We start from the raw sequence: 21,817 nt of genomic DNA, 5'->3' as shown, positions 1-21,817 counted from the left end.
TAAGTGACTAAGCGTACATGGTGGATGCCTTGGCAGTCAGAGGCGATGAAGGACGTACTAACCTGCGATAAGCTGTGAGAAGTCGGTAAGAGACGCTATTACTCACAGATTTCCGAATGGGGAAACCCACCCAAGATAACTTGGGTATCGTTGCATGAATACATAGTGCAACGAGGCGAACCGGGAGAACTGAAACATCTAAGTACCCCGAGGAAAAGAAATCAACCGAGATTCCCTCAGTAGCGGCGAGCGAACGGGGATTAGCCCTTAAGCATCTTGGAAGTTAGTGGAACGGTCCTGGAAAGGCCGGCGATACAGGGTGATAGCCCCGTACACGAAAACAACCTTGATGTGAAATCGAGTAGGGCGGGACACGTGACATCCTGTCTGAATATGGGGGGACCATCCTCCAAGGCTAAATACTCCTGACTGACCGATAGTGAACCAGTACCGTGAGGGAAAGGCGAAAAGAACCCCTGTGAGGGGAGTGAAATAGAACCTGAAACCGTGTACGTACAAGCAGTGGGAGCCCTTCGGGGTGACTGCGTACCTTTTGTATAATGGGTCAGCGACTTACATTTTGTAGCGAGGTTAACCGTATAGGGGAGCCGTAGGGAAACCGAGTCTTAACTGGGCGTCTAGTTGCAAGGTGTAGACCCGAAACCGGGTGATCTAGCCATGGGCAGGTTGAAGGTTGAGTAACATCAACTGGAGGACCGAACCCACTAACGTTGCAAAGTTAGGGGATGACCTGTGGCTGGGGGTGAAAGGCCAATCAAACTCGGAGATAGCTGGTTCTCCCCGAAAGCTATTTAGGTAGCGCCTCGGACGAATACTACTGGGGGTAGAGCACTGTTTGGACTAGGGGGTCATCCCGACTTACCAACTCCATGCAAACTCCGAATACCAGTAAGTAATATCCGGGAGACACACGGCGGGTGCTAACGTCCGTCGTGAAGAGGGAAACAACCCAGACCGCCGGCTAAGGTCCCAAAGTTCTGGTTAAGTGGGAAACGATGTGGGAAGGCTCAGACAGCTAGGATGTTGGCTTAGAAGCAGCCATCATTTAAAGAAAGCGTAATAGCTCACTAGTCGAGTCGGCCTGCGCGGAAGATGTAACGGGGCTCAAACCAGGCACCGAAGCCGCGGATTCACACTTATGTGTGAGTGGTAGGGGAGCGTTCTGTAAGTCTGCGAAGGTGTATCGAGAGGTATGCTGGAGATATCAGAAGTGCGAATGCTGACGTAAGTAACGATAAAGGGGGTGAAAAGCCTCCTCGCCGGAAGACCAAGGGTTCCTGTCCAACGTTAATCGGGGCAGGGTGAGTCGACCCCTAAGGTGAGGCCGAAAGGCGTAATCGATGGGAAGCAGGTTAATATTCCTGCACGACTTGTAATTGCGATGGGGGGACGGAGAAGGCTAGGTGGGCCAGGCGACGGTTGTCCTGGTGAAAGTGCGTAGGTGGTGTTTCTAGGCAAATCCGGAGACACAACACTGAGACACGAGACGAAGCCACTACGGTGGTGAAGCCATTGATGCCCTGCTTCCAGGAAAAGCCTCTAAGCTTCAGATTACAAGTCATCGTACCCCAAACCGACACAGGTGGTCGGGTAGAGAATACCAAGGCGCTTGAGAGAACTCGGGTGAAGGAACTAGGCAAAATAGAACCGTAACTTCGGGAGAAGGTTCGCTCTTGACAGTGAAGTCCCTTGCGGATGGAGCAGTTGGGAGTCGCAGTGACCAGATGGCTGGGACTGTTTATCAAAAACACAGCACTCTGCAAACACGAAAGTGGACGTATAGGGTGTGACACCTGCCCGGTGCCGGAAGGTTAATTGATGGGGTTAGCGCAAGCGAAGCTCTTGATCGAAGCCCCGGTAAACGGCGGCCGTAACTATAACGGTCCTAAGGTAGCGAAATTCCTTGTCGGGTAAGTTCCGACCTGCACGAATGGTGTAACCATGGCCATGCTGTCTCCACCCGAGACTCAGTGAAATCGAATTCGCCGTGAAGATGCGGTGTACCCGCGGCTAGACGGAAAGACCCCGTGAACCTTTACTACAGCTTGGCACTGAACATTGAACCTACATGTGTAGGATAGGTGGGAGGCTTTGAAGGCGTGACGCCAGTTGCGCTGGAGCCGTCCTTGAAATACCACCCTTGTATGTTTGATGTTCTAACGCAGGGCCCTGAATCGGGCTCGCGGACAGTGCCTGGTGGGTAGTTTGACTGGGGCGGTCTCCTCCCAAAGAGTAACGGAGGAGCACGAAGGTTGGCTAATCCTGGTCGGACATCAGGAGGTTAGTGCAATGGCATAAGCCAGCTTAACTGCGAGACGGACAGGTCGAGCAGGTACGAAAGTAGGTCATAGTGATCCGGTGGTTCTGAATGGAAGGGCCATCGCTCAACGGATAAAAGGTACTCCGGGGATAACAGGCTGATACCGCCCAAGAGTTCATATCGACGGCGGTGTTTGGCACCTCGATGTCGGCTCATCACATCCTGGGGCTGAAGTCGGTCCCAAGGGTATGGCTGTTCGCCATTTAAAGTGGTACGCGAGCTGGGTTCAGAACGTCGTGAGACAGTTCGGTCCCTATCTGCCGTGGGCGTTGGATGATTGAAGGGAGTTGCTCCTAGTACGAGAGGACCGGAGTGAACGAACCTCTGGTGTTCGGGTTGTCACGCCAGTGGCACTGCCCGGTAGCTAAGTTCGGAATCGATAACCGCTGAAAGCATCTAAGCGGGAAGCGAGCCCTGAGATGAGTCATCCCTGACCCCTTGAGGGTCCTAAAGGGCCGTTGGAGACCACAACGTTGATAGGTGGGGTGTGTAAGCGCGGCGACGTGTTGAGCTAACCCATACTAATTACCCGTGAGGCTTAACCATACAACACCCAAGAAGTGTTCTAAGGCTTGTAGCAAGTGAACGAACTACTTACCTAATTCAGTGATAGCGACGAGGCAACAGCCAATCAGTCGTTACTCACGTCAGCTTTCCGAGATTGAAGAATTTGCCTGGCGGCCATAGCGCCGTGGAACCACCTGATCCCATGCCGAACTCAGAAGTGAAACGCGGTAGCGCCGATGGTAGTGTGGCATTCGCCATGCGAGAGTAGGACACTGCCAGGCATCAATTAAGCAATCACAGCGATGTGGTTGGTCGCAATACGACGTCAGGTCGTGTTGGACAGAAGATTTAGATAGCGCACACAGTGCGGTCTTTACCGGTTAGTGTGCTGATATGGCTCAGTTGGTAGAGCGCATCCTTGGTAAGGATGAGGTCCCCAGTTCGACTCTGGGTATCAGCACCATTATTAAGTAATACAGCTTTTGCCTGACGGCAATAGCGCCGTGGAACCACCTGATCCCATGCCGAACTCAGAAGTGAAACGCGGTAGCGCCGATGGTAGTGTGGCATTCGCCATGCGAGAGTAGGACACTGTCAGGCACCTATTTAGAAGAGGCCTCCCATTCGGGAGGCCTTTTTGCTTTGGGATTTTTTCGATCCAGGCTGGCTTCTTTTAGTAAAAATGCTGGGCTGTCAGCGGCTTGCCCGTTACTCTTGGTCAGGTATTGTCGGGAGTCATCGCCAGAGGAGTATGCATGGCCACGTTGAAGGAAATTGCACAGGAGGCGGGGGTGTCCCAGGCCACTGTGTCGCGGGTGCTCAATGAAGATCCGACGCTGAGCGTCAAGGAAGAGACCAGACAGAAGATCTTCGAGATTGCCGAGCGGCTGGAGTACAAGACCAGCAGCGCCCGCAAAGGGGTGCACAAGAGCAAGCTGCACTTTCTGGCGGTCTATGCCTATCCGCAGAGCACCGAGGTCAACGACCCCTACTATCTCGCCATTCGCTACGGCATCGAGACCCAGTGCGCCCGCTTCAACATAGAGCTGACCCATTTCTACAACGGCGCAGAGGGGCGTGAGCTCTGTGCCGTCGACGGCATCCTGGTGATCGGCCACCTGCCCGAGGAGCGCCTGGCCGCGCTCCATTCTCTCTCTGCCCAGCTGGTGTTCGTGGATTGCCGCTCCCAGGGGGAATTTGACTCCGTGGACGTGGATCTGGCGCTTATCAGCCAGCAGGTGGTGGACTTCTTCATCGCCCAGGGGCACGGCCGCATCGGTTATATAGGGGGTCAGGATGAGGCGCCGGACCTTCGTGAGCTAGCCTTTCGGGATTATGGCCAGCGGCTGGGAGTGGTGCAGGAGAGCGATCTCTATCGCGGCGATTTCTCCAGTGCCTCTGGCTACCGACTGGCGAAAGAGATGCTGGCAGGGGATTGGCCCAAGGCGCTGTTCGTCGCCTCCGACTCCATCGCCATCGGCGTGCTGAGAGCCATCCACGAGAAGGGATTGGCGATTCCCCAGCAGATCGAGCTCATCAGCGTCAACGATATCCCGACCGCCAAGTTCACCTTCCCGCCGCTCTCCACGGTGCGGATCCACTCCGAGTTGATGGGCTCACAGGGAGTCAATCTGCTGGTCGAACGGCTGCGTGATGAGCGCGATATACCCCTTCGGGTACTAGTGCCGAGCCGCCTGACTCTGCGTGGTACCACTCGCTAATTTTAGTAAAATAGTTCCTGTTTTAGTCGCACCATCTCGCGGTGGTGCGGCCTCTTTCTTTCTCCATCCTCTCCCTCATTTCTCCTGGTAATTTATAGTGCATTGTTTTGTTGTGGTTTTTAGCCATGAACTGCCTACGTTTATCAACATCCATGCCATCACTGCCCGCTTTACCTCCTTTTATTCTCCGCTTCTGATCTCGCTCACAAAACCATCCGGCCATTGTGATCAGGTTAAAACTTTACCGATCCAAAACTGATATTTAGTAAATGTTTATCTAAAGTTTACCCAGTCAAGGTTGTCTTGTTCCGGGAGGACATGTGAATAACTGGGAAAACGTCCAATTCGTTGGTGAAAACAGGCTGGCTCCGCGCGCCTACTTCTTCTCTTATGCCGATCACGGGCTGGCGGCCACCATGCAGCGGGAGCTGAGCCGTCGCTTCCTCTCCTTGAGCGGCCAGTGGCAGTTCCACTACTTCGAGCATCCGTTGCTGGTGCCGGAGGCCTTCTATCACAGCGCCATGAGCGAGTGGGGGCAGATCACAGTGCCAAACATGTGGCAGATGGAAGGCCATGGCCAGCTGCAGTACACCGATGAGGGTTTTCCCTTCCCCATCGACGTTCCCTTCGTGCCGACCAATAACCCCACCGGTGCCTATCAGCGCAGCTTTGTGCTGAGCCCGGCCTGGGACGGCGAGCAGGTGATCATCAAGTTCGACGGTGTGGAGACCTACTTCGAGGTTTATGTGAACGGCCACTACGTCGGCTTCAGCAAGGGGAGCCGCCTCACCGCCGAGTTCGACATCAGCGCCTACGCCAACACCGGCGAGAACCTGCTGTCGGTGCGGGTGATGCAGTGGGCGGACTCCACCTATATCGAAGATCAGGACATGTGGTGGATGGCGGGGATCTTCCGCGATGTCTATCTGGTGGGCAAACCGGCCGCCCATGTGCAGGACTTCTTCATCCGCACCGCGCTGGCCGATGACAACCAGAGCGCCACCCTGAGCTGCGATATCAAGCTGGAAAATCTGGGGGCGCCTGCCCCTGATCATCGTCTGGCCTGGTCCCTGCTGGATCAGGGCAGGGAGATCGCCACCGGCTCGCTCGACCATCTCGCCATCGACGGCAAGCTCGACTGCCGCTTCACGCTGGATCTGGCCAAGCCCCATCTGTGGAGCGCCGAAGATCCTTACCTCTACCAACTGCAACTCTCCCTCTACAACGGTCAGGGCGAACTGCTGGAGGTGATCCCGCAGCGGGTCGGCGTGCGTGACATCAAGGTCAAGGATGGCCTCTTCTACGTCAACGGCCACTACCTCAAGCTGCACGGGGTGAACCGCCACGACAATGACCACCTCAAGAGCCGCGCGGTCGGCATGGATAGGGTGGAGCGCGACATAGTGCTGATGAAGCAGCACAACCTCAACTCGGTGCGCACCGCCCACTACCCGAACGACCCGCGCTTCTACGAGCTGTGTGACCAGTACGGTCTGTTCGTGATGGCGGAGACCGACGTGGAGACCCACGGCTTTGCCAACGTCGGCGATCTCAGCCGCATCACCGACGCTCCCTTCTGGGAGCCGGTGTTTGTGGATCGCATCGAACGCCACGTTCATGCCCAGAAGAACCACCCCTCCATCATCATCTGGTCCCTGGGCAACGAGTCCGGCTACGGCTGCAACATCAGGGCCATGTACCAGCGCTGCAAGGCGATCGATCCGACCCGGCTGGTGCACTACGAAGAGGATCGCGATGCCGAGGTGGTGGATGTGGTGAGCACCATGTACTCCCGCGTCTCCCAGATGAACTGCTTTGGCGAGTTCCCTATGCCTAAGCCGCGCATCCTCTGCGAATACGCCCACGCCATGGGCAACGGCCCGGGTGGCCTGAGCGAATATCAACAGGTGTTCGACCGTCATCCCCACATTCAGGGTCACTACATCTGGGAGTGGTGCGATCACGGCATCCTGGATCAGGACGAGCAGGGGCGTGCCGTTTACAAATACGGCGGCGACTACGGCGACTACCCCAACAACTACAACTTCTGCATGGATGGCCTCATCTATCCGGATCAGACCTCTGGGCCTGGCCTGCGCGAATACAAGCAGGTGATCTGCCCGGTCAAGGTGCGGGCGCTGGATCTGGCCAGCGGCAAGCTGGCGGTGGAAAACCGCTACTGGTTCTCCACTCTCGACGACATCCGTCTGCTGGTTGAGGTGAAGGCCGAGGGCGAACTGCTGGCCAGCCAGCAGATCCGGCTGGAAGGGGTTGCCCCCGGTGCGATTACCGAGCTGCAGCTTGAGCTGCCTTCGCTCGATGGGCGGGAAACCTTCGTCCAACTGCGGGTCATCAAGGCCACCGCCACTCGCTATAGCGCGGCGGAGCACGAGCTGGGCCAGTACCAGTTCCAGCTGAAGGCATCGACCCGCCAGCTGCAGCCCTTTGCCAATCCCAACGCCACCCCGTTGCAGATTGCCGATGAGCGGCTCGCGCTGACCTTGAGCGGCAGCGGCTTTGCCCTGCGCTTCTCGCGCCTCGACGGCAAGCTGGTGAGCTGGCAGCAGGATGGCAATGAGCTGATTGAGCGGGCGCCGCGTCTCACCTTCTTCAAGCCGATGATCGACAACCACAAGCAGGAGTACGAGAGCCTGTGGCACCCGAACCACCTGCAGATCATGCAGGAGCACTTCCGCATCTTAAGCTGGCGTCAGCTGGGCGAGGCGGTCGAGGTGACGGTGGAGAGCCTGATCGCGCCGCCGGTGTTCGACTTCGGCATGCGCTGCCGCTACGTCTACACCCTGAGCCCGAACGGTCAGCTGCATGTGGCCCTCTCCGGTCAGCCCTACGGCGGCTATGACGACATCATCCCCAAGATCGGCTTCGAGCTGGGTATTCGTCAGGATCTCGACCGGGTGCACTACTACGGCATGGGTCCGGGTGAAAACTATCAGGACAGCCGCCAGAGCAACTGGATCGACTGCTTCAACAGCACGGTGGGCGAGATGTGGGAGCACTACCCCTTCCCGCAGGACAATGGCAACCGCCAGCAGGTGCGCTGGGCGACCCTGACCAACCGCCACGGCGCCGGTCTCTACGTGCGGCCCGATGCCCCCATCAACCTGAGCGTCTGGCCCTACAGCTGGGAGCATATCCACGAGGCGCAGCACATCAACGAGCTGGAGCCCTGTGGTTATCTCACCCTCAATCTGGATCACAAGGTGCTGGGGCTGGGTTCCAACTCCTGGGGTTCCGAGGTGCTGGACTCCTGGCGGGTGCGCTTCGAGCCGTTCAGCTTCGGCCTGACCCTGCTGCCCATCGTCCGTGGCAACCTCAATCCGGCTGCGCTGGCCGGTCTCGACCTCAGCATCAACGGCGGGAGGAACCTCGCATGATCACCTTAGGCAACCTGACCCTGTTCAAAAACATCTACCGGGAGGGCAAGAAGTGGGGCCGCTGCGTGGAGGCCATCAATAACCTGCCAAACCTCAAGCCCGGCATCTGTCACTCCATCGGTGACTCCCTCACCTACCGCTTGCAGGAGGGGGCTAGCCCAGCCACCTCGTTGTTCGAGGGGCAGCGCCGCTACTTCGACGTTCACTACTACCTGGAAGGGGAAGAGACGGTGGAGTGGGCTGCCAAGAGCGAGCTGCGGATCGAGCAGGCCTACGACGACACCACGGATCGCGAGTGGCTGGCCGGCGAGGTGCGCGAGCGCCAGAAAGTCGGCAACGGTCAGGTGGTGATCTTCGAGAACGACGAGGCTTACCGGTTCACAGGCGATAGCCCGGTGCGCAAGCTGATCATCAAGGTCACCGTCGAAGGTGGCTACTTCAAAAACAAATAACAAGCCGCTGGTTTGCACTGATAAAAGCCGGAAGGGCGGGGCTCACCCTACAAACCATGCCCCGCCCTTTCGCGGCAATAACTACAGGTCTGGAGATGCACCATGTCTGATTCCAAACGGAATACGATAGGCAAGTTTGGTCTGCTGTCGCTCACCTTCGCGGCGGTATTCAGCTTCAACAACGTCATCAACAACAACATCGAGATCGGTCTGGCCTCGGCCCCGATGTTCTTTCTGGCCACCCTTTTTTACTTCATTCCGTTCTGCCTGATCATTGCGGAATTTGTGTCACTGAATAAAAACTCCGAAGCGGGCGTCTATGCCTGGGTGAAGAGCTCCCTCGGCGGTCGCTGGGCCTTTATCTCTGCCTACACCTACTGGTTCGTGAACCTCTTCTTCTTCACCTCCTTGCTGCCGCGGGTCATCGCCTACGCCTCCTATGCCTTCCTCGGCTACGAGTACATTCTCACTCCGGTGGCGACCACGGCATTGAGCATGGTGCTCTTTGCCTTCGCCACCTATGTCTCCACCAACGGCGCCAAGATGCTCGGCCCCATCACCTCGGTGACCTCGTCCCTGATGCTGCTGCTGACCCTCTCCTACATTCTGCTGGCGGGGACGGCTCTGGTGGGCGGCGTACAACCGGCCGACCCCATCACGGTAGAGGCGATGATCCCCGATTTCAGCTGGGCCTTCCTCGGTATCACCACCTGGATCTTCATGGCGGCCGGTGGTGCCGAGTCGGTGGCGGTCTACGTCAATGACGTCAAAGGGGGCTCCAAGTCCTTCGTGAAGGTGATCATCATCGCCGGGATCTTTATCGGGGTGCTCTACTCCATCGCCTCCCTGCTGATCAACGTCTTCGTGCCGAGCGGTACCCTGAAATACACCGGCGGCTCGGTGCAGGTGTTCGAAGGGCTGGCGGCCTACTTCGGCTTGCCGGAGATCCTGATGAACCGCTTCGTCGGGCTGGTCTCCTTCACCGCCATGTTCGGTTCCCTGCTGATGTGGACCGCCACCCCGGTGAAGATCTTCTTCTCCGAGATCCCGGCCGGCATCTTCGGCAAGAAGACGGTCGAGCTGAACGAGAACGGCGTGCCCGCCCGCGCAGCCTGGATCCAGTACCTCATCGTGCTGCCGCTGATGGTGATCCCGACCCTGGGCTCCAACACTGCGCAGGATCTGATGAACACCGTCATCAACATGACCGCCGCCGCCTCCATGCTGCCGCCGCTCTTCATCATGCTGGCCTACCTCAATCTGCGCCTGAAGCTCGATCACCTGCCGCGAGATTTCAAGATGGGCTCGCGCACTACCGGCATCGCCGTGGTCTCGGTGCTGATCGCCATCTTCTCGGTGGGCTTCCTCGCCTCCACCTTCCCGACCGGCGCCGACATCATGACCATCGTCTTCTACAACGTGGGCGGGATCGTGATTTTCCTGGGCTTTGCCTGGTGGAAATACAACAGATACGAGGCCTCCCTCAGCGCCGAAGCGCGCGCCAAAGAGGCCGAGCCGGCGGCGCAGGCCGTCATCCAGCCGTCATGACCCCATCAAGCCGGGTGGCCGCTGGCCATCCGCAAACCGTTGAACCAGATAAGGAGAAGAGCATGAGCGAGACGATCGAGTTTGCCGAATTCAAGCGGGTCGAGATGAAGGTGGGCAAGGTGCTGGAGGTGGTGCGCCACCCCGGGGCCGACAAACTCTATATCGTCCAGATCGACGTGGGGGGCGAGCGGCCGCTGCAGACCGTCACCAGCCTGGTGCCCCATTACAGCGAAGAGGAGCTGCTGGGCAGCGAGGTGGTGGTGCTGACCAACCTCAAACCCACCAGGATGCGCGGCGAGCGTTCCGAGTGCATGTTGCTCTGCGCCGAGACCCCGGACGAGAGCCAGAGCGTGCTGTTGCAGCCTCGCGTGCCGATGGCGCCGGGCACCCCCATCGTCTGAACCCCCGATTGAGTGCCGGTGCCGCAGGGCTGCGCCGGTTTGCCAACGAGGCCGTGCACGCGGCCCGATCATAACAAGAGAGTAAAAGGCGGGGCCGACAGACCCTTGCCGAACACATTCAGAGTCACAGCGTTACCCGCAGGGAGCGCGATTCCATTGGAGGAGATATGTCTGATTCCGTACGCGGCACCATAGGCAAGTTTGCCCTGTTGTCGATGACCTTTGCCGCCGTGTTCAACGTGCGCAACATCGTCAACAACAACATAGAGCTGGGGCTCAGCTCAGCCCCCATCTTCCTGCTGGCGACCATCGTCTACTTCATTCCGTTCGTCTTCATCATCGCCGAGTTCGTCTCGGCCAACAAAAACTCCGAGTCGGGGATGTACGACTGGCTCAAGAAACCCCTCGGCACCCGTATGGCCTATCTGGGCTCCTTCCTCTACTGGTTCGTGAACCTGTTCTGGTTTGTCTCATTGCTGCCGAACGTCATCGCCTACGCCTCCTACGCCATGCTGGGCTATGAATACAGCTTCTCGCCAACCGTCACCTCGATTATCTCCATAGCGCTGTTTGCGGCGGCGACCCATATCTCCACCAAGGGGGCGAGCTGGCTCGGCAAGATTGCCGAACTGGTGGCCTACGGCGTCTTCGCCCTGTTCGCCATCTATGTGCTGGGCGCCCTGATGGCCCTCGGCGGTGACCATGTGGCGGCCCAGCCCATCACCCTGGAAGCCATGACCCCCACCGTCAACTGGGCGACGCTCGGCATCATGTGCTGGATCTTCCAGGCGGCGGGCGGAGCCGAAACGGCGGCGGCCTACCTCAATGACGTCAAGGGCGGCCAGAAGTCCTTCATCAAGGTGATCATCATCGCCGGTGTGGTCATAGGTGCCATGTATGCGCTGGGCTCCCTGCTGGTGAACGTCTTCGTGCCACGGGAGAGCCTCACCTACGCCGGCGGCATGGTGGAGATCTTCACCGGCATGGCCCAGTACTTCGGGCTCTCCGAGACCCTGGTAGGCCGGGCGGTCGGGGTGGTGCTCTTCATCGCCATGTTCGGCTCCATGATGATGTGGACCTCGGCGCCGGTGAAGATCCACTTCTCCGAGATCCCCCAGGGGGTCTATGGCGACAAGACCACCCAGCTCAACGAGCACGGGGTGCCGGTGCGGGCCGCCTGGTGGCAGTTTGCCTTCGTGTTCGTGATGCTGGTGGTCAACGGCTTCGGCTCCGAGTCGGTGCAGCAGATGATGAACACCGCCATCAACCTCACCGCCGGTACCGCCATGCTGCCGCCTATCTTCATCATGGTGGCCTACTTCGTGTTCCGCTGGAAACACGACGACACCCCCCGGGATTTTCGCATGGGGTCGCGTACCTTCGGCATGGCCGTGGTCTCGGTGCTCATCACCATCTTCGTGGTGAGCATGAGTGCCTCCGCCTTCCCGGCCGGGGTGGATCTGGTGCGCGCCTTCTTCATCAACGTCTTCATGACCGCCATCTTCTCGGCGCTGGCCTACTGGTGGATCTCCCGCTTCGAGAAGCGCCAGGCCCGCAAGCTGGCCGCCGGGGGCAAGGCGGGGGGCGATGCCCTGGCCCGGCAGATCTGAGAGCTGACAGCGGTGCAGCGCGGGTGGCCTCTGGCCACCCGTTTTTTTGTCTCCTCGCCTGACCTGAATGTTTAGTTTTAAAGCACAAAAAACCAACTCGTTTAATTTCACTGAATGCCTGGGGCCGTCGCTCAACTTTGCGCCTCCCTGTGTTCGGGGTAAGCTGGGGTTTCGTATCGAGGGTCGCCGTCAGAGGATGGCCCTCCTGTGCCCTGTCGTCCCCCATCCGGTGAGGGACGCGCTTTCCCTGGAGACTCCCCGTGCGTCTGGATCCCTTTACCTCTGTGCTGATTGCCGTGGTGGCCCTGGCCTCCTTCTTCCCCTGCGAGGGCCAGGTGGCCGTCTGGTTCGCGTTGCTGACCAAGCTGGCGGTGGCGCTGCTGTTCTTCATGCATGGCGCCAAGCTGTCGCGCCAGAACCTGCTGGCGGGCCTCGGCCACTGGCGGCTCCACCTGGTGGTGATGGCCAGCACCTTCCTGCTGTTCCCGCTGCTGGGGCTCTTGCTCACCCCGTTGGTGCCCCAGTGGCTGAGCCCGGCCATCTATCTGGGCTTCCTCTATCTGTGCGCCCTGCCTGCGACCGTGCAGTCGGCCATCGCCTTCACCTCCATGGCGGGGGGCAATGTGTCGGCGGCGGTGTGCAGCGCCTCGGCCTCCAGCATCCTCGGCATCTTCCTCTCGCCGGTGCTGGTGGGGCTGATGATCAATGTTCAGGGGGAGGGGGTCGACACCTGGCACTCCATTCAGGCGATCATGGTGCAGCTGATGCTGCCCTTCGTGGTGGGCCATCTGTCGCGCCCACTGATCGGCCGCTGGGTCGACAGCCATCGCCCCCTCATCGGCAAGCTGGATCAGAGCTCCATACTGCTGGTGGTCTATGTGGCCTTCAGCGAGGCGGTGGTGCAGGGGATCTGGCACCAGGTCGGCTGGTACGATCTCGCCAGCATAGTGCTGCTGAGCTGCGTGCTGCTGGCGCTGGTGCTGGCTTGGAACATCTGGATCAGCCGCCGCCTCGGGTTCAACAAGGCGGACGAGATCACCATCGTCTTCTGCGGCTCCAAGAAGAGTCTGGCCAATGGGGTGCCCATGGCCAACGTCATGTTCCCCGCCGCCAGCGTCGGGGTCATGGTGCTGCCGCTGATGATCTTCCACCAGATCCAGCTGATGGTGTGCGCCGTGCTGGCCCGCCGCTACCGCGAGCAGGAGCCCCTGCCCCAGGTCCAGGAGGGGTAAGCCGTCTGGATAAAAAAGAGGGAGGCCATGGGCCTCCCTCTTTCGTTTGCCGCGTCGTCAGCGTTTGCGCCAGACGGTGAGCTGGGCCACAGTGTGCTGGTGCTTGCGGGCGGTTTCGCGGATGACGAAGGGCACGTCTCTCGGCGGGCATAGCTCCTCGAACTCCGCCGCCAGCAGCCGTTGCAGTGCCTGATGGGTGGAGAGGGCCTCGCCGTTTTCCCGGATGCCGCCGAGCCAGTTCGCCTTGGGGGTGTAGTCGGTCAGCCAGGTGTAGGGGCTGGTGAGCACCAGCAGGCCGCCGCTGCGAAGGCGCGGAGCAATGTCCCGCAGGAAGCGGGCGGGCTCCCGCAGCCGGTCGATCAGGTTGGAGGCGAGCACCAGATCGTAGTGCTCGTACTTGGGCTTGAGGTTGCAGGCATCCCCCTGGCTGAAGTGAACCCGTTCGGCCTGCTCAGGGCCCAGATCATGGCTGGAGAGGCGCGCCTCGCAATACTCCACCAGATCCCCCTCCAGGGGCAGGGCATAGCGGAAGCTGTCCTGGCTGGCAAGGGCGAGCGCCACGTCGATGAAGCGGGCCGAGTAGTCCACCCCGTCCACGTGCTGGAAGTGGCGGGCCAGCTCGAAGCTGGCGCGGCCGGTGGCGCAGCCGATGTCCAGCGCCCGCTCATGGCGGCTGCACAGCTCGCTGGCGAGGCTGGCCAGGGTGCTGGCGTAGTTGGCCACCCCGAAGTGGGTCGGGCCGTACTGGAAGTCGAGGTATTGCGCCACCAGGGCGTCGGTTTCATAAGGATTCACTGTGATGGCTTCCTGATAGCGTGAGACCAGATAGCGGAAGCCCGCATGCTGGAAGAAGTGGCGGCGGAAGGCGTAGCGGGACGACTTGAGCGCCTCGTTGCCGGTGCTTATCCAGCTGCCGCCCTTGATGAGGCTGTGCTTGCCATCGAAGGTGGGGGTGGAGAAATCGTCGTAGAGGGGGTGCACCTTGAACCCCTCGAAACCGTCGATGGCGGTGCTGGTCCACTGCCAGACGTTGCCCACCAGATCGAAGAAGTCGCCCTGGGGGCAGGCATCCACCGGGCAGGAGGAGGCGAAGCGGGCCAGGTTGATATTGCCGGGGGCTTCCAGCCAGTCCGGCTGATCGTCGGGCACCTGCTCGCGCAGCAGCATCCACTCCCCCTCGCTCGGCAGCTGTATGGGCAGGCCGGTCTGGGCCGCCTTCCAGCGGCAGAAGGCGGCGGCCTCCAGCTGGTTCACCTCCACCGGCCAGTCCCAGGGCAGGGGGGCCTGCCCGGTCATCAGCCGCAGTTGCAGTTGCTCGGGCTCGCTGGGGTCGCCGACCCAGAAGCTGGGCATGCGCACTTTTGCATACTGGCACCAGCCCCAGCCCTCGTCGTCCCACCAGGCCCGGGTCTCATAGCCGCCGGCCTGCACGAAGGGGAAGTACTCGGCGTTGCTCACCAGCATGCGGCTGGCCTGGAAGGGGGCCAGTTCGATGTGGCGCTCGCCATATTCGTTGTCCCAGCCGTAGGTGGCGTCCTGCTTGCCGAGGCGCACCCGACCTCCTGCCACCGGCAGCAGGCTGTTGGCGGGCACCTGGTCGCGTCTGTGGCGGGCCTGGGTGCAGGCGGGCCAATAGGGCTGCGGCTGCACCCAGGCCAGGGGCAACTGGCGGATCAGCACGCTGGAGGTCTCCAGGTGGATGCGCTCGTGCTCTATGCCCATCAGGATGACCCAGGCCGGGCTCTGCCAGTCGATGGGCAGGGTCAGCGGCATACGTTCGATGAAATCACACACCAGGGCGCGCACGCGGTCACGGTAGTCGCGCAGTTCGGCCACAGCGGGCCAGTCGTAGTGGGTCTCGTCCAGATCGTCCCAGCTCATCTCGTCCACCCCTATGGCCACCATGGCCTCGATGCGGGGATCGAGGCGCCGGTCGATGAGGTTGGCCGCCAGCAGCTTGTTGACGAAGAAGGCGGCGGTGTGGCCGTAGTAGAAGATGAGGGGGTGGCGCAGGGGGATCGCCTTGTTGAACCAGGCCCGCTCATCGGCCAGGCAATCGAACAGTGAGTCGTAGAGGTCGAAGGTCTGACAGAAGTAGTCGAGCAGCTCGCGGCGCTTGTGCTCGGGATCGTCGCCGCCGAGCAGCGGGGTACGGGTCGGGGCTGGCAGGCCGTCTGGGCTGGCGAATGAATGGCTGACTTGGGTCACGCTCTGACTCCTTGTTGGCAGTGACAAATGCACGGTGGAGAGCTCTATACGCACAAGGTATCACTATTGGCTCAACAGACCGGGGCGGCAACCAAAAACTTCCTCTCCCGGCGGCGGCTGGCCCTGCCGGCGGGCCGTCTCCCCCCGTTCGGGCATGGTGAGTTTGACCAACTTATGGTCTGAATGGCTCTCTAAATGAAGGGGAGCGTGAGCGTGAAATCTGATTTTAAGTTGAAAATCATAGGTTTGACCCTCTGGCATGTGGTTTGCAATCGCCCCTTCACCAGGCTGCGTGGACCAAGGGGTCGCGTTTGCCAATACACAACGAGGAGAGTGACGATGAGATGGATGATGGGAGCCGTGCTGGCCCTGGGGCTGAGTGGCTGCAGCTGGCAGGACGATGTCAAGGTGAGCGGGGCCGGGGCCCTGGTGGAGCAGCAGCACCCCCTGGGTCGGGAGGTGACCCGGGTGCTGGCCGGGGTGCCCGCCAATATCCATCTGGTGGCGGGGGAGGCGAGGGGCATCCACATCCGGGGACAGGGGAACCTGCTGCCCTACCTGGATCTGACCGAGCGGGACGACAAGCTGGAGATAGAGGTGAAGGAGGGCTATCGGCTGGCCCCCACCGAGCCGCTGGAGATCACCATCACCCTGCCCGAGCTCCATGAGCTGGCGCTGGCGGGCACCGGCAATGGCGAGCTGCGTGACTTCAAGGGGGATGAGCTGGTGCTGTCGGTGGCGGGCACGGGTGACATAGTGGCCAGCGGGCTGGAGCTGAACCGGCTGGAGGGCAACATCGCCGGTCTGGGGAGCCTGGATCTGGGGACCGGCTCTGCCAGGGCCATGGAGCTCAACATCGCAGGTTCGGGGGGCGTGCTGGGGGCACGGCTGCTGAGCCAGGAGGCCGACGTCAATATTGCGGGCAGCGGCGAGGTGGAGGTCAGGGTGCAGGAGCGGCTCAAGATAGAGATCGCCGGTTCTGGCTCGGTCAGTTACTGGGGGGAGCCCGAGCTGAGCAGCGAGATAGCGGGCTCGGGTCTGGTGAACCGGCGGGGGAGCTGACCTGAATGCACCAAGATGAGAAAGGCCCCGACGGGGCCTTTTTTCATGAAGGGTTATGAGCGGCGCGCCTCACTCGAGAGGGAGTGCGAGGCGCAGATCCGCGTTGAGCCGCATCAACAGCCACTGCATGCCGGCGAGGTGCTGGTGGTCGTGGCTGACGAGCAGGCGCACCAGACCGTCCAGGGTCACCTCGCCATAGTCGCCATAGCGGGCGCGCCGCGCCCAGGCGCTGGAGGGCAGCGCCTTGAGCCAGTCCACTGTCTGCATGCGGGCGGTGCGAAAGCGGTCCAGCTGCACAGCGGTATCCTGCAACGGGTAATGGTTGTCTCGCGCCAGCTGATAACCATCGAGGGAGGCAAGCGCCGGCAGGCTCTCTTCCAGGGTGCGGCGAAAGCGCAGCTGATAGCCCTGGGTCTCTATGTCCAGCAGGTGGCAGAGGTGCCCCCGGGCGCTGAAGCGCTCGGCTGGGGTCCCGGCCCAGTTGGCGGGTTCCCAGTCCAGCTGGTCGGCGGGCACCTGTGCCAGCAGTCGTTCGAACTGGTCCGGCATGGCCAGCAGCGTGGTGAAGATCGTCATCCTTGTCTCCCTGTTCCCTTGTTTATGGCCGCCCGCTGATGAGGGGCGGGCGACCATGGGGGCCTGTCTGGCCCCTGGTCAGCCCTGGGCCGGCTCGCCCAGGTGGCTGGCATGAAAGCGCAGGTGCTCCTCGATGAAGCTCGCCACGAAGTAGTAGCTGTGGTCATAGCCGGCATGGCGATGGAGCGCCAGGGGCCACTCCTTGGCGGTTGCGATCTCGGCCAGGGCGTCTATGCCGAGTTGCTCCGCCAGGAAGGGATCGTCCAGTCCCACGTCTACCCGGGTCGGCAGGGGCTGGCTGTCGTGGTGGCGCAGCAGCTGGCAGCTGTCCCACTCCTGCCACAGCAAGGGGTTGTTGCCGAGATAGGCGCCGAGGGCCTTCTGGCCCCAGGGGGCGCGGCTCGGGTGGCTGATGGGGCTGAAGGCCGACACCGAGCGGTAGCGGCCGGGTTCGCGCAACGCGGCGATGAGCGCCCCGTGGCCCCCCATGGAGTGGCCGCTGATGGCGCGCCTGGTGGAGACCGGGAAGTGGGTCTCGATGAGCTCGGGCAGCTCCCGGGTGACATAGTCATACATCTGGTAGTGATCCCGCCAGGGGTGCTGGGTGGCGTTGACATAGAAGCCTGCCCCCATGCCGAGATCGTAACCGGGATCGTCCGGTACCCCCTCGCCGCGCGGGCTGGTGTCCGGTGCCACCAGGGCGATGCCGAGCTCGGCGGCGATGCGCTGGGCCCCCGCCTTCTGCATGAAGTTCTCGTCGGTGCAGGTGAGGCCGGAGAGCCAGTAGAGCACCGGCACTTTCTGGCCGGTGAGGGCCTGGGGCGGCAGGTAGATGGCGAAGCGCATCTCGCAGCCTAGTACGGTGGAGGGGTGGCGATACTGCTTGTGCCAGCCGCCGAAGCTCTTGTTGCTGCTGATGATGTCCAGATTCATCGAAGGACTCCTCGCCCCGCCCATTCATCGATGGGCGGGGCTCTCATGGGATCAGTAGTGGATGACGGTGCGGATGCTCTTGCCTTCGTGCATCAGATCGAAGGCCTCGTTGATCTGCTCCAGCGGCATGGTGTGGGTGATGAAGTCGTCCAGGCGGAACTCCCCCTGCATGTAGCGCTGCACATAGCTCGGCAGCTCGCTGCGACCGCGCACCCCGCCGAAGGCGCTGCCGCGCCAGACCCGGCCGGTGACCAGCTGGAAGGGACGGGTGCTGATCTCCTGACCGGCACCGGCCACCCCTATGATGACCGACTCGCCCCAGCCCTTGTGGCAGCACTCCAGCGCCGCGCGCATCACCTTGACGTTGCCGATGCACTCGAAGGAGAAGTCGACGCCGCCATCGGTCATCTCGACGATCACCTCCTGGATGGGCTTGTCGTAATCGTTCGGGTTGATGCAGTCGGTGGCGCCGAGCTTGCGGGCCAGTTCGAACTTGCTCTCGTTGATGTCGATGGCGATGATGCGGCCGGCCTTGGCCAGGCGGGCACCGATCACGGCGGAGAGGCCGATGCCCCCCAGCCCGAAGATGGCGACGCTCTCACCCTCTTTGACCTTGGCGGTATTCATCACGGCACCGATGCCGGTGGTGACGCCGCAACCCAGCAGGCAGACCTCTTCCAGCGGGGCGGCCGGGTCCACCTTGGCGATGGAGATCTCGGGTAGCACAGTGTATTCGCTGAAGGTGGAGGTGCCCATGTAGTGATAGATGGGCTGGCCGTCCTTGGAGAAGCGGGTGGTGCCGTCCGGCATCAGCCCCTTGCCCTGGGTGGCGCGGATCTTCTGGCAGAGGTTGGTCTTGCCGGATTTGCAGAATTTGCACTCGCCGCACTCGGGGGTGTAGAGCGGGATCACGTGATCCCCCACCTTGACGCTGGTGACGCCCTCGCCGACGGACTCGACGATGCCGCCCCCCTCATGGCCCAGGATGCAGGGGAAGACCCCTTCCGGATCTTCGCCGGACAGGGTGAAGGCATCGGTGTGGCAGACGCCGGTGGCGACGATCCGCACCCGCACCTCGCCGGCCTGGGGTGGCATGACCTCGACCTCTTCGATGGAGAGGGGCTGACCGGGGCCCCAGGCGATGGCGGCCTTGCACTTGATGCTCTGAACCTGTGCCATGAATGATGTCCTCGTGGTTGTGTGGGTGAACGGAAATGGGTTCGGACATTCAGTGTAGTTTCCCGCCGATTTGGTGATAATAAGGCTAAGTATCAAATCACTTTTACACATAGGTAATAATGTTCGGCTGGGAAGGGGTCTGTGAATTTGTCAGCGTGGCGGAGCAGGGGGGCTTTACTCCGGCCGCCCGTAAGCTGGGGGTCTCGGTGGCCCAGGTGAGCCGCCAGGTGGCGCAGCTGGAGGACAGGCTGCAGGCCAAGCTGCTGCTGCGCACCACCCGCCAGGTGCGGCTCACCGAGCTCGGGGAGATCTACTTTCGCCACTGTCGCCAGCTGCTGGACAACCTCTACGAGGCGGAGCTGGCACTGGGGCGCCATCAGGCCGTGCCCCAGGGCACCCTGCGCATCACGGCCCCGGTCTCCTACGGCGAGAGCCGCATAGCGCCGCTAGTGAACGACTTCATGGTGCGCTTCCCCCAGCTGGAGGTGACCCTCAACCTCACCAACCAGTTGCTGGATCTGGTGCACGAGGGGTTCGATCTGGCGATCCGCCTCGGCCACCTCAAGGACTCGACCCTGGTGGCCCGCAAGCTGGCGCAGCGGGTGCCCTATGTGTGCGCCTCCCCCGCCTATACCGCCCGTCACGGCATGCCCAACAGCCTCTCCGAGCTGGCCCGCCACCACTGCCTGGTGGGCAATGGCGACGAATGGCACTTCACCCTGGACGGTAAACCCCACAGCGTGCGGGTGCGCGGCCTGCTCCACTGCAACAGCGGTCACGCCCTGCTGGACGCGGCGCTCAAGGGGATCGGCATCATCCAGCTGCCGGACTACTACGTGAGCGAGCACCTGGCCCGAGGGGAGCTTATCGAACTGCTGCCGGAGCTGCGGGCTCCGCAGGAGGGGATCTGGGCCCTCTATCCCCACAACCGCCACCTCTCCCCCAAGGTACGGCTGCTGGTGGACTACCTCGCCGAGCGGCTGAGCGATCCCGCCCAGCCGGCGCTGGTGCGCCCCATCGGCTGACGCTCTGATGACAACATGCTTCCCATAAAGGCGCTGTCCCCATTGGGTGTTGGAGGGCCAGTCCTGAAGCAGGTCATCGCCGCTAGGGGCGTCATCATGGATGCCCCCTCGGCTACCCGCGCCGACATGGCACAGTTTGGCTCCCTTTGTCAGCCCCCCAGCCTGGGCTGTTGTCGCCCTGTCCGGCGGGCACGCTGTGTGGGACTCCCTCACCAGCACAAAGCTCCGCCCGCTTCCCTGGTACCGGCGCAGTAGACAGCAGATCCTGCAGCGGCCCCCACCGGACGGGGGGATGGCCACTCCAGATGGGCAAACCCACACGCAACCACCCTTGGCTAGACTGGGCCAGTCGTCTTATGACACCCATTTGGCACAGTTGCCCGCCACTCTATCTGGAAGGATCCGATATGAAACCCTTGTTGACCGCCCTCTTGCTCCCCCTGCTGCCCCTCGCCGCACAGGCCGCCGAACCCGTCTGGATCACGGTCGGCGCCGACAGCGGTGTCGAACTCAAGCAGGTCAAGGCCAGGCTGGCCCCCCTGTTCAGCGCCAGCGGCGCCCCTATCCAGCTGGCCCAGGTCGAGGCGAGCGAACTCGGCACCCTCTCGCACCTGATGCACGAAGGGCACCAGCGCTGCGGCGGTTACGTGGTGCACAGCACCCTGGCCGACGCCCTGCAGAGCATGGCCCAGCCCATCAGCCAGAACCTGTTCAGCGCCCCGCCGCTGACTCAAGGGGCCAGCGTCAACCGGCTGCTGCCCTATCTGGATCAGGGCAACATAGTCGGCACCATCAGCCAGCTCGCCAGCTGGCGCAACCGCTACTACACCACCACCACAGGGGTGCAGTCGGCAGACTGGGTGGCCGGCCAGTGGCAGAGTCTGAGCGCGACCCTGCCCTGGGCCAGCGTCAGCCGGGTCAAGCACAGCGGCTACCCGCAGCAATCCGTGGTGCTGACCCTCAAGGGCAGTCGCTACCCGGATGAAGTGGTGGTGCTCGGCGGTCACCTCGACTCCACAGCGGGGTCGGCCCCCAACAGCCGCACCCTGGCGCCGGGGGCCGACGACGATGCCTCCGGCATCGCTACCCTGACCGAGGTGCTGCGGGTCATCGCCGAGCAGGGCCGCCAGCCGGAGCGCACCCTGCAGTTCATCGGCTATGCGGCGGAAGAGGTGGGGCTGCGTGGCTCCAAGGACATCGCCACCCGCTACAGGGCGGCCAACACCAAGGTGCTGGCGGCGTTGCAGCTGGACATGACCAACTATCAGGGCTCGGCGGAAGACATCGTCTTCATGACCGACTACACCGACCAGGGGCTGACCGGCTATCTGGCCCAGCTGCTCGACACCTATCTGCCCCAGATCCGCTATGGCTACGACAGCTGCGGCTACGGCTGCTCGGATCACGCCTCCTGGCACAATCAGGGCTACCCGGCCGCCATGCCGTTCGAGTCGCGCTTCAACGACTACAACCCCAAGATCCACACCGCCCAGGACACCTTGCAGAACTCTGATCCCTCGGCCGCCCACGCCCTCAAGTTTGCCCAGCTGGCAACCAGCTTCGCCATCGAGATGGGCAAGATAAACTGAGGCGCCAGGGGCCATAGCCACGCAAAAAAAGGCCCACT

General features: G+C 61.6%; 14 protein-coding genes, 1 tRNA gene and 3 rRNA genes (1 of these 18 only partly in view). 14 read left to right on the top strand and 4 right to left on the bottom strand.

Features of this window, described 5'->3' with window-relative positions; genetic code table 11:
• The 11 genes from WIR04_RS20085 to WIR04_RS20035 form a co-directional block, all read left to right on the top strand.
• Positions 1-2,887: ribosomal RNA gene (locus tag WIR04_RS20085) — 23S ribosomal RNA — on the top strand; it begins 3 nt to the left of the window's first position.
• Positions 2,888-3,014: 127 nt separating this feature from the next.
• Positions 3,015-3,129: ribosomal RNA gene (rrf, locus tag WIR04_RS20080) — 5S ribosomal RNA — on the top strand.
• 106 nt (positions 3,130-3,235) lie between these two features.
• Positions 3,236-3,311: transfer RNA gene (locus tag WIR04_RS20075), tRNA-Thr, on the top strand.
• Between the two features lie 22 nt (positions 3,312-3,333).
• Positions 3,334-3,448 (top strand): 5S ribosomal RNA (rrf, locus tag WIR04_RS20070).
• 155 nt (positions 3,449-3,603) lie between these two features.
• The gene (gene ebgR, locus WIR04_RS20065; RefSeq protein WP_338889297.1) at positions 3,604-4,569 is read left to right on the top strand and encodes a transcriptional regulator EbgR; all 966 of its coding nucleotides are present in this window, start codon (positions 3,604-3,606) and stop codon (positions 4,567-4,569) included.
• Between the two features lie 320 nt (positions 4,570-4,889).
• Positions 4,890-7,964, top strand: a complete 3,075-nt coding sequence (gene ebgA, locus WIR04_RS20060) for a beta-galactosidase subunit alpha (RefSeq protein WP_338889295.1) — start codon at positions 4,890-4,892, stop codon at positions 7,962-7,964.
• Positions 7,961-8,416 carry a beta-galactosidase subunit beta gene (locus WIR04_RS20055; RefSeq protein WP_338889292.1) on the top strand — a complete coding sequence of 152 codons (456 nt, stop codon included), beginning with the start codon at positions 7,961-7,963 and terminating at the stop codon, positions 8,414-8,416. Before ebgA ends, WIR04_RS20055 begins: the two co-directional genes overlap by 4 nt.
• Positions 8,417-8,518: 102 nt before the next feature.
• The gene (locus WIR04_RS20050) at positions 8,519-9,964 is read left to right on the top strand and encodes an amino acid permease (RefSeq protein ID WP_338889290.1); all 1,446 of its coding nucleotides are present in this window, start codon (positions 8,519-8,521) and stop codon (positions 9,962-9,964) included.
• Positions 9,965-10,026: 62 nt separating this feature from the next.
• On the top strand, positions 10,027-10,365 hold the full coding sequence (locus WIR04_RS20045) for a tRNA-binding protein (RefSeq protein ID WP_162520097.1): 339 nt from the start codon (positions 10,027-10,029) through the stop codon (positions 10,363-10,365).
• Positions 10,366-10,532: 167 nt separating this feature from the next.
• The gene (locus WIR04_RS20040; RefSeq protein WP_338889287.1) at positions 10,533-11,975 is read left to right on the top strand and encodes an amino acid permease; all 1,443 of its coding nucleotides are present in this window, start codon (positions 10,533-10,535) and stop codon (positions 11,973-11,975) included.
• Between the two features lie 260 nt (positions 11,976-12,235).
• Positions 12,236-13,207: a bile acid:sodium symporter family protein gene (locus tag WIR04_RS20035; RefSeq protein WP_338889285.1), complete on the top strand. Its 972-nt coding sequence runs from the start codon at positions 12,236-12,238 to the stop codon at positions 13,205-13,207.
• 57 nt (positions 13,208-13,264) lie between these two features.
• Here WIR04_RS20035 and ovoA read toward each other — a convergent pair whose 3' ends face one another.
• Positions 13,265-15,415, bottom strand: coding sequence for a 5-histidylcysteine sulfoxide synthase (ovoA, locus tag WIR04_RS20030; protein ID WP_338889282.1), 2,151 nt, complete (start codon positions 15,413-15,415; stop codon positions 13,265-13,267).
• Positions 15,416-15,754: 339 nt separating this feature from the next.
• Here ovoA and WIR04_RS20025 point away from each other — a divergent pair, with 339 nt between their 5' ends.
• Positions 15,755-16,477 (top strand): head GIN domain-containing protein, encoded by a 723-nt coding sequence (locus WIR04_RS20025; RefSeq protein ID WP_338889280.1) that lies wholly within the window; start codon positions 15,755-15,757, stop codon positions 16,475-16,477.
• 69 nt (positions 16,478-16,546) lie between these two features.
• Here WIR04_RS20025 and WIR04_RS20020 read toward each other — a convergent pair whose 3' ends face one another.
• From WIR04_RS20020 to WIR04_RS20010, 3 genes are all read right to left on the bottom strand, one after another.
• On the bottom strand, positions 16,547-17,053 hold the full coding sequence (locus WIR04_RS20020; RefSeq protein WP_338889277.1) for a DinB family protein: 507 nt from the start codon (positions 17,051-17,053) through the stop codon (positions 16,547-16,549).
• A 78-nt stretch (positions 17,054-17,131) separates the two neighbouring features.
• Positions 17,132-17,986: an S-formylglutathione hydrolase gene (gene fghA / locus WIR04_RS20015; protein ID WP_338889275.1), complete on the bottom strand. Its 855-nt coding sequence runs from the start codon at positions 17,984-17,986 to the stop codon at positions 17,132-17,134.
• A gap of 51 nt (positions 17,987-18,037) precedes the next feature.
• Complete coding sequence (locus WIR04_RS20010) at positions 18,038-19,165, bottom strand: S-(hydroxymethyl)glutathione dehydrogenase/class III alcohol dehydrogenase (protein WP_025325292.1); 1,128 nt, start codon at positions 19,163-19,165, stop codon at positions 18,038-18,040.
• Positions 19,166-19,284: 119 nt separating this feature from the next.
• Between WIR04_RS20010 and WIR04_RS20005 the strand changes: the two genes are divergently transcribed.
• Positions 19,285-20,190, top strand: coding sequence for a LysR substrate-binding domain-containing protein (locus tag WIR04_RS20005; protein WP_025325293.1), 906 nt, complete (start codon positions 19,285-19,287; stop codon positions 20,188-20,190).
• 407 nt (positions 20,191-20,597) lie between these two features.
• Positions 20,598-21,779, top strand: a complete 1,182-nt coding sequence (locus WIR04_RS20000; RefSeq protein ID WP_338889272.1) for a M28 family metallopeptidase — start codon at positions 20,598-20,600, stop codon at positions 21,777-21,779.
• Positions 21,780-21,817: the final 38 nt, after the last annotated feature.

Source organism: Aeromonas rivipollensis (assembly GCF_037811135.1).
Lineage (GTDB): Bacteria > Pseudomonadota > Gammaproteobacteria > Enterobacterales > Aeromonadaceae > Aeromonas > Aeromonas rivipollensis.
The sequence above is the reverse complement of the archived record's forward strand: the minus strand, read 5'-3'. Positions and strand labels throughout refer to the sequence as shown.